This is a genomic window from Microcoleus sp. Pol10D4 (assembly GCF_036701555.1).
Lineage (GTDB): Bacteria > Cyanobacteriota > Cyanobacteriia > Cyanobacteriales > Microcoleaceae > Microcoleus.
On record NZ_JAUBRA010000004.1, the window covers coordinates 134,582 to 148,392 of the forward strand.

General features: G+C 45.4%; 9 protein-coding genes. 4 read left to right on the forward strand and 5 right to left on the reverse strand.

Annotated features, from left to right (window positions below):
- Window positions 1–159 precede the first annotated feature (159 nt).
- Window positions 160–3,999, forward strand: a complete 3,840-nt coding sequence (locus QUA36_RS04110; protein WP_333455722.1) for a DNA polymerase III subunit alpha — start codon at window positions 160–162, stop codon at window positions 3,997–3,999.
- On the opposite strand, the gene QUA36_RS04115 is transcribed toward QUA36_RS04110, so the two are convergent.
- The 3 genes from QUA36_RS04115 to QUA36_RS04125 form a co-directional block, all read right to left on the reverse strand.
- Window positions 3,976–6,063 carry a protein kinase domain-containing protein gene (locus QUA36_RS04115; RefSeq protein WP_333454411.1) on the reverse strand — a complete coding sequence of 696 codons (2,088 nt, stop codon included), beginning with the start codon at window positions 6,061–6,063 and terminating at the stop codon, window positions 3,976–3,978. The two genes, QUA36_RS04110 and QUA36_RS04115, sit on opposite strands and share 24 nt — an antisense overlap.
- Window positions 6,064–6,388: 325 nt before the next feature.
- The gene (locus QUA36_RS04120; RefSeq protein ID WP_333073253.1) at window positions 6,389–6,727 is read right to left on the reverse strand and encodes a DUF3593 domain-containing protein; all 339 of its coding nucleotides are present in this window, start codon (window positions 6,725–6,727) and stop codon (window positions 6,389–6,391) included.
- Window positions 6,728–7,024: 297 nt separating this feature from the next.
- Window positions 7,025–7,675 (reverse strand): ATP-binding protein, encoded by a 651-nt coding sequence (locus tag QUA36_RS04125; RefSeq protein WP_333455724.1) that lies wholly within the window; start codon window positions 7,673–7,675, stop codon window positions 7,025–7,027.
- 170 nt (window positions 7,676–7,845) lie between these two features.
- Between QUA36_RS04125 and QUA36_RS04130 the strand changes: the two genes are divergently transcribed.
- Both QUA36_RS04130 and QUA36_RS04135 read left to right on the forward strand, forming a co-directional pair.
- Window positions 7,846–8,055 (forward strand): hypothetical protein, encoded by a 210-nt coding sequence (locus QUA36_RS04130; protein WP_333455725.1) that lies wholly within the window; start codon window positions 7,846–7,848, stop codon window positions 8,053–8,055.
- Between the two features lie 516 nt (window positions 8,056–8,571).
- Window positions 8,572–9,315: a pentapeptide repeat-containing protein gene (locus QUA36_RS04135; RefSeq protein ID WP_333454409.1), complete on the forward strand. Its 744-nt coding sequence runs from the start codon at window positions 8,572–8,574 to the stop codon at window positions 9,313–9,315.
- A 110-nt stretch (window positions 9,316–9,425) separates the two neighbouring features.
- On the opposite strand, the gene QUA36_RS04140 is transcribed toward QUA36_RS04135, so the two are convergent.
- Both QUA36_RS04140 and gatA read right to left on the reverse strand, forming a co-directional pair.
- Window positions 9,426–10,478: an alpha/beta fold hydrolase gene (locus QUA36_RS04140; RefSeq protein WP_333455728.1), complete on the reverse strand. Its 1,053-nt coding sequence runs from the start codon at window positions 10,476–10,478 to the stop codon at window positions 9,426–9,428.
- A gap of 118 nt (window positions 10,479–10,596) precedes the next feature.
- Window positions 10,597–12,057 (reverse strand): Asp-tRNA(Asn)/Glu-tRNA(Gln) amidotransferase subunit GatA, encoded by a 1,461-nt coding sequence (gene gatA / locus QUA36_RS04145; protein ID WP_333082744.1) that lies wholly within the window; start codon window positions 12,055–12,057, stop codon window positions 10,597–10,599.
- Window positions 12,058–13,315: 1,258 nt separating this feature from the next.
- On the opposite strand from gatA, the gene QUA36_RS04150 reads away from it, so the two are divergent.
- Window positions 13,316–13,771 (forward strand): helix-turn-helix domain-containing protein, encoded by a 456-nt coding sequence (locus QUA36_RS04150; protein ID WP_333205107.1) that lies wholly within the window; start codon window positions 13,316–13,318, stop codon window positions 13,769–13,771.
- Window positions 13,772–13,811 lie beyond the last annotated feature (40 nt).

Consider the following 13,811-nt stretch of genomic DNA (forward strand, 5'->3'; position numbering starts at 1 on the left):
ATGGTTAACAAATACGGCGGAGGCGAACTGATGCGCTGCGACATCAGACCCCCAGCACAAACCAGCTCAAGAGTGATATAAAGCTTTGTTTTTTATTTTACCTTTTGACACGCCTATGGTGTAAAATCTAAATTCTCAAATCTTATATTTTAAATCCCTATGTCCTTCGTTGGTTTGCACATTCACAGCGATTATAGCTTGCTAGACGGGGCGTCTCAGCTACAACAGCTCGCAGAACGGGCGGTGGAATTGGGGATGCCCGCGATCGCCCTTACAGACCACGGGGTGATGTACGGGGCGATCGAGCTAATCAAAGTTTGCCGAAATAAAAATATCAAGCCGATTATTGGCAATGAAATGTATGTCGTCAACGGCGACATTGAAGTAAAAGTTCGAGGTAGAAGAAAATACCATCAAGTTGTTTTAGCTAAAAATACCCAAGGTTATAAAAACCTCGTCAAGCTAACCACAATTTCCCACTTAAAGGGAATGCCAGAAAGAGGTATTTTTGCTAGACCTTGCATCAACAAAGAACTGCTAAAACAATACTCAGAAGGTTTAATTGTTACCAGTGCTTGTTTGGGTGGCGAAGTTCCCCAAATGATTCTGCAAAATAAGCTAGATACTGCCCGTGAAGTAGCCTCATGGTATAAAGAAGTATTTGGGGAAGATTACTATATAGAAATTCAAGACCACGGTTCCCCGGAAGACCGGATTGTTAATGTTGAAATCGTCAAAATTGCCCGCGAACTCAAGATTAAAATAATTGCCACCAATGATTCGCACTATATTTCCTGCAACGACGTAGAAGCACACGATGCTTTACTGTGCATTAACACCAACAAACTGATTGAAGAAGACAAGCGGATGCGCTACAGCGGTACTGAATATCTTAAGTCCGCAGAGGAGATGGCGCAACTGTTTCGAGACCATTTGGATGATGAAACAATCAAAGAGGCGATCGAAACCACTTTAGAGGTCGCAAATAAAGTATCAAGATACGAGCTCACAGGAGAAGCTCGAATTCCCACAATTCCAATTCCCCCAGAACATACAGCCGATACTTATGTAGAAGAAATATCCTGGCTGGGACTCTTAGAACGCCTCAAAGCCCGCACCAGAAATGAAATCCCCCCTGTCTACAAACAAAGACTAGAATACGAACTGAAAATGCTTCAGCAGATGGGCTTTTCGGAATATTTTTTAGTAGTTTGGGACTACATAAAATATGCTAGAGACAATGATATTCCAGTAGGGCCAGGACGCGGTTCTGCCGCAGGTTCTCTAGTTGCCTACGTCCTCAAAATCACCAATATAGACCCCGTACACCACGGACTACTATTCGAGCGATTTCTCAATCCAGAGCGGAAATCTATGCCAGATATTGATAGCGATTTCTGCATAGAAAGGCGGGACGACATGATTAAATACGTTACGGAAAAATATGGTAGCGAGCGCGTAGCGCAAATTATTACTTTCAACAGAATGACATCAAAAGCTGTATTAAAAGATGTTGGGAGGGTGTTAGGTATTCCCTACAAAAAAGCCGACGAAATGGCAAAACTAATTCCCGTGTCCAGGGGAAAACCGGAAAAACTTAAAGTGATGATTTCCAATGAAACACCTGCACAGGAATTTAAAGACAACTATGAAAATACAATTTGCATAAATGCAGAAACTGGTACCGAAGTCCCCGTTCGTCAGTGGATTGACATGGCAATTCGCATTGAAGGAACCAACAAAACCTATGGGGTTCACGCGGCAGGTGTGGTAATTTCTTCAGAGCCGTTGGATGAACTTGTACCGCTGCAAAAGAATAATGAGGGTGCTGTGATTACCCAATATTTCATGGAAGATTTGGAATTTTTGGGGCTGCTGAAAATGGACTTTTTGGGATTAAAAAATTTAACAACGCTCCAGAAAACTGTTGATTATATTAAGCAAACCCAAAATCTAATTGTCGATCCAGAAATGCTACCTTCTGATATTGAGCGCAGAGCTCAAGAGACTTTTGGCCGAATCAAAAAGTTACCCGATGATGTAGATAAAACATATAGACTTTTAGAAAGAGGAGATTTAGAAGGTATTTTTCAGCTAGAATCCTCTGGAATGCTGGATGTAGTGAAAAAACTCAAACCTTCCTGTCTTGATGATATTTCTTCTATTTTGGCACTTTACCGACCCGGCCCGCTGGATGCAGGTTTGATTCCGCAGTTTATTGACTGCAAGCACGGTAAAACAGTTGAGTACGATCATCCGTTATTAGAGCCTATTTTAAAAGAGACTTACGGAACGCTTTGCTTTCAAGAGCAAATTATGCGGATGGCTCAAGATTTGGCGGGCTATTCTTTGGGACAAGCTGACTTGCTTCGGCGCGCAATGGGCAAGAAGAAAGCTGATGAAATGCAGAAGCAAAAAGAAACGTTTATCGACGGCGCAACTAAGAATGGAGTCAGTCAAAGAATTGCTGATAAACTGTTCGCGCAGATGCTGCAATTCGCGGAATATTGTTTTAATAAATCCCATTCAATGGCCTATGCTTATATCACTTATCAAACGGCATATTTAAAGGCGAATTATCCTCTAGAATACATGGCTGCACTGCTGACTGCTAACAGGGGCGATCAGGATAAAGTACAGAAATATATTGCCAATTGTCTCAAGCTGGGTATTGAGGTTGATCCGCCCGATGTTAATAGCTCGGAACTTACTTTTACACCGATGCCGAAGCAGATGACTGGCTCTGCAAAAGATAAAATTTTGTTTGGAATTTCGGCTGTTAAAAATGTGGGAGAATCGGCAATTGAAAATATTTTGGCGGCGCGGCAGGAAGAGGGTAAGTTTAAATCGTTGGCTGATTTGTGCGATCGCGTAAATCTCCATTCTGTCAACCGCCGCGCTTTAGAAGCATTAATTCAATGCGGTGCTTTTGATAAAATTGACCCCAACCGTCATCAATTAGTAAACGACCTCGAAGGGGTGATGAAATGGGCGCAAGACCGCAAAAGAGACAGAGAAAGCGGCCAAGGTAATCTTTTTGACTTGTTAGGCGCGAATAGCTTTGGCAAGTCAGTCAATACCTATGAGTCGGCGCCAAAATCTAAATTGGTACCAGATTATGACAAACAGGAGAAATTGCGTTTAGAAAAAGAACTGCTTGGCTTTTATGTGTCAGAACATCCCCTAAAGTTTCTCATGCAAGTAAACGAAGACCCCGATGTGGTGACTCTCGAACAGTTAGCAGATAAAAAGGGGAAAGTATCAGTTATTGTCATGCTCAGCGCTATCAAAATGGTAGTGACTAAAAAAGGCGATGCGATGGCAATTTTGCAGTTAGAAGATTTGACACATCAAATAAAAGCTGTGGTGTTCCCCAAGGCTTACGAACAAGTGAAACCTTACATTGTAGAGAATGCTATCTTACAGATTAGTGGAAAAATCGAGAAAGATGGGGAGGAAATTCAGATAATTGTAGACACTGCAAAGCCGGTAGAAACAGTACAGGTTGAAGAGGAAATCGAGAAGGCGGAACCGGAAATAAATAACCATTGGCCAGCGGAACCAGTCAACGTTGTACGATCGACAAAACCTGTGGAAGTTTTAGAAATGGTCATTGTCAAGCTGACACCGCAGCAAGTACAAGACGGGAAAAAACTCAATTCCCTCAAAGCTATTTTGCAAGAACTTTCCAATCGTGGAGAAGATGCTAGCGTTTCTGTGGGGGGAATTGTTGTCGGTGAATATTCCTGTCAACCGCTTCGGATTAGCCCTCAATTGTGGGTGCAAGATGGCGAGGGAACTGTTAGCCGTCTCAAGTCGGCTGGATTTGATGCTTGGGTTTTTCCTCTAGACAATCGCGGGGAGGCTGTGGTATTTCGAGAAATGCGATCGCAACTTAATGTACATTCTTGGGCCAGTCGTTTACTTGACACTGACACCGATCGCCTTCACAAGTATGTCACTTATCTCGCCCAACTAAACAGACGCCCGCCAAACTAACACTTCGCCACCATCCCCACCGGTGACTAAAGTTTGGCCGTCAGGACTAAAAGCCACCGGATTGTACCCAGCCAGACTGCACAAACATTCTCCTGTTTCAAGGTTCCAGAGTTTAACCGTACCGTCTCGACTGCCACTAGCCATCGTTTCGCGATCGGGACTAATCGCCACCGAAATCACCGCATCAGAATGCCCCCTCAAAGTATTAATCAATTCCCCTGTATCGGCATTCCACAATTTAACAGTAGCATCGGCACTTCCACTGACAATCATCTTGCCGTCTTGACTAAATGCGATCGCATAAACCCAATCTGAATGACCGACAAAAGTCCGTACACTCTCCCCAATACCTACCAGCCACATCTTGATAGTTGTGTCAGCACTACCGCTGGCAAGCATCATACTTTGAGGGCGAAAACTAACAGATAAAACCTTGTCAGAATGTCCCGAAAGCTTTTGAACCAATGCTCCGTTGCGCTGGTTCCACAATTTAATACTCTTGTCGCCGCTGGCACTCGCGATCGCTCCAGAGTCGCAACTAAAAGCCACCGAGTACACGGAGCCGTAGCGATGACTGTACGGCGAACCAAAATCGCTGTAAAATTCGCGAATCATCGCCTTTTTATCCAGCTTCCACTCAATGACTTTTCTGTCAAAACTGCCGCTAACTAGCATTCTCCCGTCTGGGCTGATTGCCACAGCATCAACCGTTGCGGAATGGCCGAAAAAAGTATGGATGAATTCACCTGTTTGCAGATCCCACAGCTTAATTGTTTTATCATCGCTGGCGCTAGCGAGAATATTGCCTTGAGGATTAATAACAACAGCATTAACCGAGGCTGAATGACCGTGGAGAATGCGATCGCACCGCCAGTTATTAGACAATAATTTCGGATTGCCAGCGGATGGCACAACATGAATCTTGGGGGGCGGCGCGGCGGAGACGGCGGTTGCCTTATTGGGCTGCGAGTTAGTTACTGGCGAATTAATAGCTATTTTTGTGGGCGAATTATAACTGATTTGAGAGCGGGGATATTGCCCAACATTTACCAAGTCTTGCAACACTTCAGCAGCGGATTGATATCGCTCTCGTACCGAATCTTTGAGCAATTTATTCAAAATAGTTGCTAATTTTTGGCTGACTTTTATGCCTTTTTGCGCCAAGTGCGATCGCCAAATCCATTTGCATTCCAAAGCATCGAACAAATCCTTCAATACTGCCCCAGTTAGCAGGTGAATACAGGTAACGCCCAAACTGTAAAGGTCGCTCGCCGGATACGCCTTGCCACTGCGAATTTGTTCGATGGGCGCATAGCCAGCAGTTCCAGTTATCGTTCCAGTTTGCGCCTCAGAAAGGCCGGTAATGTGCTTAGCAACTCCAAAATCTACGAGCACAAACTGACCCCCCATCGCCTTCCCCTGTACAGCCGGAGATTCAGCGACAATTAGCCCTTTCATACCAGCAGAAGATTGAGGTAAATTTGCCCCTCCTTTTCCTTTACCAGGAGTTGAGGTGCTGTATCCCGCCGCCGCCCACAAGGTTTGGGGAGTTCTCCGCACAATATTTTCCGGCTTAATATCCCGATGAATCACCTGCTGCTCGTGAACAAATTGCAAAACAGGCAGCAAATTGATCAACAATTCCCAAATCTGTTCCTCGCTAAAAGCTCCCCGCTGGTGCAACTCCTGAAACAAATTATTTCCCTCGATTAACTCTTCCACAAGATACAGACGTTTGGCTTGTTCAAAAGAAGCCAGCAAGCTTGGAATCTGCGGGTGCTCTCCGAGTTCGTGCAGTCGGTGAGCTTCTTGTTTGAACAGTGCAGTTGCCTTTTCTAATTCGGCTTTTTCTTGCACTTGGGGGAAAAATTGTTTGATGGCGCAGGGAGTTTTCAACCTATCTTCATCGACAGCTAAAAAAGTTCTGCCAAATGTTCCTTCACCGATAGGTTGAATGGCGCGGTAACGCTCTTTCAGTAGCAATTTAGAGCCGCACGCCAAACAAAAATTGCTTGAGTCAGCATTCTGCGGCTTTTGGCAATGGGGATTGAGGCAATAGCTCATCTTTTTTCCGACCTGGAGATTCCCACCACAGCTAAACTTAGCAACATGGTAGTCTGTTTCCACTCACGCCCAGAGCACTATTCTCGATAATACCTGAGAAACTCGCTTTCTTAACCCAAAATCTCGGCTCTCAGGTTGAGCCCGTGGCAAGAAACCAAGGTGAGGACACTAGAATTGCTTGATGTGAGTTTCCATATATTCTAATACTTTCCTAAAATTTTGCAGGTTGGCGGCTCACAAACTGCTATGTCAACAGTTAACTGGTAATTGCAGCTATTCTGGAGCATTTCTGCAGAGAGTAAATACCAAACTGAGATGAGCCCGGCTATTCTCCCCCATCTAAAAGACACTCTTGCTCCTCGCCGCCCTTCTGTGACGATGCTTTGGCTTTAATTACCGCTTCCCTAAAGCCTAAAACTAATAAAATATTGGCGAGTGTTAAGAATAGTTCCGCAGAACCGTGCAGCCAATCGACATTTGCTAGCGACTCGTTGTAGGCAACTTTTGCGTAAATTGCTGCGGGAATAGTCACAGCCACAAAAACGAGAGTGCCATAAAATCCCATCAGAGCTAAACGGGGTGTTTTTCCCGATCGAGTCAAAAACCAGAGAAATCCCAAGTAGGGAAATAGAGACAGAACAAATAAAGTTTCTTTGGAAATCATTAGTAATTGGTGAGCTACCAGATACTATGATAAATTAAAAGCTCAAAAATTAGTGTGAATAATTTTTAACTTTTAATGTTTAGTTTTTAATATTTAATGAGACAGATGCACCCGTTCCAATCGAACCGCTATAGAGTCACCCAAGACCATAGCTCTTAACCCAAGCCGCAGCAGGTAGGCAGTATCCAAAACCCCTCACCCACGCGGAGACAAAACCCGTAACTTTTCCCCTAACACCGTTTTTAGAATAACACATTTTTCACCGTGCCAGTCTGTTAATTGTCCCTCACCCCAAAGCTACCCAGCAATTAGAAATAGAGACGGTTCCAAAGTTTTCTGTCTGCTAGGCATCAAGCAAGCATCGTTCAAAACCTCTAAATCCAAGCCGTTATTTCTATCTGCTGCCAGAATTTCCTTCACCTTAGCATCAAAATCAAAACACGGCCCGCAATCCCAAACTTTGAGTTCCAACCGTCCGTTAAACACCCTAATTTCCAGTTTAATAGGAGTTTCTACTGGCAAATATTTGTGAGCGTGGCGAACGGCATTAGTGAAACCTTCAGCCAACGCCAACTGAAACTTCCACCAAACCTCATTGGGGAGCGATAAATCTTTCAACTGCTCAAACCACAACAAAACTTGAGTTAAAGCATTGACATCTGTGTTGACTTGCAGGCTAATATGTTGAACACAAGTTTCATGCAGATATTCTTCCTGCTCTGTTTCAGTCTGCCAATCCCAGGTGTTTAATAAATTCATTAACCCATCTAAAACGCTAGCTTTTTTTATATTTTGGGAGCGATTGCGACCTTCTACTTCGTAATTTTTGCTAAGCGACAAACAATTTCGATTGTCGAGAGTCCGGGTGTAATTGATCTCGTCTGCAATCTGCCACAGGAGTTTGATCCCCCTCCCGCCTTCTGCAAGTTGATCTATGCTGTTAGACATCTATTTTCCTCGTCTGAAAGTATTAGCTATACCCAATTTTCCCACTCGCCGAGACACGTGGAATTTTTTTTATACTTCCTTGCTCGGTATTATTTCGGGGATCACACAAAAATGCTATCTTCTTTATAGAAGGCAGCGCATCAGCAATATGTCTTAAGAGTCTAAGCCAATTGGCTTATTTACCGATCGCCTGTACGGAGAACGATCGCCCTCGGCAGCAAAATCCAACTGGATCGATTACAAATACTTATCCGTTGTCGGAGTCAGCCACTTGCTTCCGCCGTCGCCAGCTCCCGAATCCCTGGTATTCAGGGAATCCTGCAGCTCGCCGCTCGCTGCAAGGGAGCCTTGAAGTGCGCGCTCTCATCCCAAAGGCGTAAGTAATATCCGTGAGCGCGATCGAACCTTACACCGTCGAGCCGCGTCAATGCACTAGAGTAGGACTTGCGCCAACAACCCGGTTTCTGCTAAGAATATTGGGTTTGACCAAAATTTTGGGTACAAGCCCCGTCATTTTATGACGGCTTTCTCTTGACACATTCTGGAATACTATGTTAAGAGAGAAATGGCAACGCGATAAAACGCCTAGATAGCCAATATTGGGTTCTCCCCGTCTACAATGCTCAGCTACGTGCGACATAGTGTAGGAAAGAGGAACAAACAATTAAGTAAATCATTTCAAATGCGGTCGGGCAGTCCGTGTGCGCTTGTGAACGTATCCAAACAGGGGATTAGCAATAATCCTAGAGAGGACGGATGAAGCAAGAATCCCCACACCTTTAGGTTGGGGAGTGTCAAAGCGAGGAATTAACGAGGAAACCGGGTTTTTGGTCCCCCGCGCGTAAGTCCAGCAGACAAATCGGTGATGAAAGGCAGTTACAGAACTTACCCCGACTATGACCAAAATCAAACTGAAAATTCTGACTGCAGCGATAATGCTACTCCCATTTTGCGCGGCACTTCCCTTACAAGCTCAAAATCTGTCTCTAGTCAAGCGGTTGCTAGAAACCAGAGGATGTCCCGGATGCGACTTATTTGGCGCTTCCTTGAGCCGTGCAGATTTGTTTGGCGCTTCCTTGAGTCGCGCCACTCTCAACAGGGCCGACTTAGTTGATGCCGACTTGACTGCGGCTGACTTAATGGAAGCTAATTTAAACCACGCCAACATGAGAAACGCCTTTTTGGCTGACGCCGACCTCAGCAAAGCCGACATGAGCAGGGCAGACATCAGGGGAGCTAACTTAGAAAATGCCAACCTCAGCGAGAGTTTTCTGCGAGGCGCATCCCTCCAGTTGGCTAACTTAAAATGCAGTAATTTGAGCGCCGCCAAACTAAATAGAACCGACCTGAGAGTTGCTGACTTAAGCGGTGCAAATCTCAGGGGTGCAGACCTCCAAGAAGCCGATTTAAGCGGTGCAAATCTCAGGGGTGCCGACCTTAGATCGGCCGACTTGACCGATGCGAGATTGAACAAAACTAATCTTACAGATGCCAATCTCTGTGGCGCCCGGATGCCGGATCGAAAAATATCTCGGCGAGGCTGCGAAGTTAAGAAAGAACAAGCTATAAACACGAACAATTACTGCAATTATTGCTATGCCTTGAATGACTGGTGGCTGAATGTATTAAGGTTTTACTAAGCGGTATCATCGGGATAACTGCTCTGCTTTAGATATCTACTGTTAGAAGTGCGAGCAGGCGGTACAGATATCAAACTTAACCTGTTACCGCCAATAGCTTTTATCTACTTTCAAGAACCTAAAAATTGGCTCAGTATTTGCAGATATTCTGCGCCCCCGATCTGTGCCACATTAGTGTGACCTCCGTCAGGAACTATGTAAAGCTGTTTGGGTTCAGGTGCTGCATCAAACAGTTTTTTGGTCATTTCCACTGGAACTACATTGTCAGCAGTCCCGTGAATAAACAGCACGGGCATTTGCAGGCGATCGACTTTTGAAAGAGAATCAAACCGCTGTGTCAGCAAAAAATCGATCGGAAACATCCAAAACAAGCCTTTTTGGAAATTCACCATCGCCCGCGTCGAAGTAAAAGATCCTTCTACGATTAACCCCGCCGCCTCCGGGTGACGCACGGCTAGATCGATCGCGATCGCGCCTCCCAAAGAATGACCGTAGATATAAATTTGATTCGGGTTAATCCCCCGCTGTTTCACCAAATAATCCCAAGCAAGTTGAGCATCCTCATAAACCTGAGATTCACTCGGAAAATCGCCCTGGCTTTTTCCATAACCACGATAATCCATCACAAATACCGACAAACCTAATCGATGAAATCGATGAGCGTGTTCGACATTTGATCCCACATTTGAAGCATTGCCGTGCAGGTACAAAACTACCCCCCCTAACCCCCCCTTGTTAAGGGGGGGAAGCGGAGCGACTGTCGGTCTATCACTTTGCGGGGACGTTCCGACTCCTCTAGCTCCCCCCCTTGGCAAGGGGGGGCTGGGGGGGCTATCCGAGCCTCCGGTGTTAACAGAGGGAACAGCCTCTCCCTTTCTTGCTCTCCCTCTTGCTAAGGGGGGGCTGGGGGGATTTTCCGAGGCAGGAATCCACCACCCGTGCACGCTGTCAACCGCGCCTGTTTTAGTTGAAATTGGCAGCCAGACATCTTGATATTTCAACTGAAAATCATCTGGCGTAGTTTCGATCGCCCGCGCAGGAAAAAAGATAAACTTACCTTGCGCTACAAATAGGAATACACAAGCAGCAGAATAAGCAACGGCCAAAACTATCCCAAAAGCTATTAGCGATTTAGACAAAAGGAATACTAGCAAATTGTTCATAGATAGAGCACGCGGGAAATTAGAGATCGCTCAAAAGCTAATGGCAAATTATTAATTTAGACAATTAGCCAAGATCGATTACTAACTTCCGCCACCGTATTCCGCCGATTTTCAAAAATTAATGCAATTCCGGGTGGTGTAAGTGCCAATTCGTAGACTGTTCGTAAGCGTGAGCCACTTGAAACAACCGAGATTCTTGCAAAACATTACTAATCAGTTGTATACCCACGGGCAGTCCTTTATCATCAAATCCGCAGGGCAAACTCAAAGCTGGCAAACCAGCAAGATTCACGGGAATAGTCATCAAATCTGACAAATACATACTCAGGGGATCATTGAATTTTTCGCCTGCCTTAAATGCGGTAGTAGGAGCAGTGGGACAGACTAAAACATCAACTTGAGAAAAAGCTTTTTCAAAGTCTTCTTTAATCAAAGTCCGAACTTTTTGAGCTTTTAGATAATAGGCATCGTAATATCCAGCCGACAATACGTAAGTGCCGATCGCAATCCGGCGTTTAACTTCCGCACCGAACCCCTGAGAGCGGGTTTTGGCATACATATCCAAAAGATTATCGGAGTCTGGAGATCGGAAACCGTACTTCACTCCATCATATCGCGCCAAATTTGCCGAAGCTTCCGAGGGAGCAATGATGTAGTAAGTGGGTAAACCGTAGCGGAACCGGGGGCAAGAAATGACTTGAATTTCTGCGCCCAATTGTTGAAATTGCTCGATCGCCTTAGTAACAGCGTCTTTAACCCCCGAGTCCAGCCCTACACCAAAAGTTTCTTTAATTACACCAATTCTAATTTGACCCTTGGGTCGCAAACTGGGTCTTAAAGCTTGAGCGTAGTCAGGAATTGGGACATTAAGACTCGTGGAATCTCTCGGATCATAACCCGCGATCGCCCCCAACAAAATCGCCGTATCCTCAACAGTCCGGCCAAAGGGCCCGATTTGATCGAGAGAAGAAGCATAGGCCACCAAACCGTAGCGAGAAACCAACCCATAAGTTGGTTTCAGCCCCACCAACCCGCAAAAAGCAGCAGGTTGGCGGATTGAGCCCCCAGTATCCGAACCCAAACTCACGACGCATTCTCCAGCGGCTACCGCTGCGGCAGAACCGCCAGAAGACCCTCCGGGCACGCGCTCCAAGTCCCAAGGATTCGCGGTAACTTGATAAGCAGAAGTTTCTGTCGAGCTCCCCATTGCAAACTCGTCCATATTCGCCTTACCCACAATCACCGCACCGGCTGCTTGGAGTTTGGAGACGACGGTTGCATCGTAGGGAGGCACAAAATTCTCCAAAATCCGAGAGGCGCAGGTTGTGGGAACGCCCTCGGTGCACATATTATCTTTAACGGCGATCGGGATGCCGGCCAACAGGCCAATTTGCTCTCCGGCTGCGATTTGGGCATCCACTTTATGGGCCTGCGCCAGTGCGCTGTCTGCCGTCACGCACAGAAAGCTTTTCAACTTCGGCTCTAGCTGGGTAATTCGGTCTAATGCTTCTTGAGTAATTTCCACAGCAGAGCGTTCTTTATTGACCAGTTGTCGGTGCAACTCGCGGATGGATGCCATGCTCGTACCTTTATTCTTTCTACTTTGAGACAATACAGTTAATATAACTGGCAATTGTACCTGCTTACAGCCCGAAGGCAAAGTCGGCTATTTTTGTGGCGAAAGTTCGAGCCTCAAAGAGGACTCCGCTAACGGGCGATAGGTCATTTTATCTACAATAGATTAAATTCCCCAAATCCCACCGAACACAAAATAGCGATCGAGTTTTTTACCTCATCTTTTAACAAACCAAGAATGCAACTGTATCAAAACTTATGCAACAAGTGGTTGGACTTGCGAATTATTTGAAGAAGGGGTAATGTGTGCAATGAGACCCCTACATAATTAGGTTATGCCTCCAAGAATGTGTATGCAAGATCACAATCATTAGGAAATTAGTCATTCCCAATTCTGCAATCTAAATTCTCAAATATTAGATAGAACCTAGCTTTTCTTCGACGCAACCAAGTATTTAGGGAAGAAAAAGACGGCATAGAAAATAAACCAATTCCCGGTTATGAATGCTTTATTCCGGGGAATTTTCAGAATATTATAGTTCACAATACATATTTGTTTATTAGGCTTAAGTTATTTTAAAGGGCATAATTAGCAGCATTTAAGCTGATTTTATAGAAGATTAATCTCCTGTGAACATATAAATAAATAAACTTAATATAAAAAATATGATAATAAAAGATTAGATCATGGCGGTATATAGCCTAATAATTAGGGTCAGATTATGAAGAATACTTTTTTAGTCAAAAATGACTAAAAGTTATCATTCAGCCGAGTGAATTAAGGGCCGCTGCCCGATCGAAGAAAATAGCGATCGACCTTTTCCGATCCACGCCCCCTGTGCCAGAGGTCAATCGATTTTAGATTTTAGATTTTAGATTTTAGATTTTAGAATTGAAGCATTGACTCCACGGATAAATTCGGGGGGCAAGTTTCATCGGATACAGGTTTTTTATTTCTGGATCCTGAGTCTGCTTTCGGAATGAATCCGGCGGCTTGTATCCTGGATGCTTTCGGTCAACAAGCCTGTCATAAATCTGGGGTTCACAAAAAAGCTGGGAACGCTCACCGCCACGCCGTGGTCTCCTGTTGCGCGCACCTGCAAAAAAACAGCAGTCCTTCCTCAATTGCGACTAGCTGCGTGCATCTGCGGTAAAAAAAGCTACTTATTTGCCCGATCGATCCCCAGGAAAATAATTTCATCCGGAATTATCCCCAAAACCCAAGATATATGGTAAGAAGTTCCCGATGCCCCGTTGGAGGAATGCCACCTAAAGCTCACTTAGAATCCCACCTGACGGCAGAGGAACTCAAAATTCGCTACCGGCAGGCACAAAACACCACAGAGTCGCGCCGCTGGCACTTGCTGCTGTTAGTTTCCAGAAATTGGACTATTAAACAAGCAGCCCAAGTCGTAGGCCTCAACTACGACTACGCCAAAGAAATTGTCCAGCGCTACAACCGAGAAGGGCCTAACTCTGTGAGAAATCGCAGCGGAGACCGCCAGCCCCCTCCTGCAAAATCCTTGCTGAATCCTGAACAGCAAGAAGAACTGCGACAAGCCCTGCTAGGCCCTGCCCCCGACGGCGGAGACTGGACAGGCCCCAAAGTCGCTCGCTGGATTGCCGAAAAAATAGGTAGCGATCATGTCTGGCCCCAACGCGGCTGGGATTACCTCAAGCGGTTGGGTGCTGACTGGCGGCGGCGGCGCAAAAAGTAGATAGTTCGCAATATTTAGAGGGGGTTGATTGCCTTCGAGC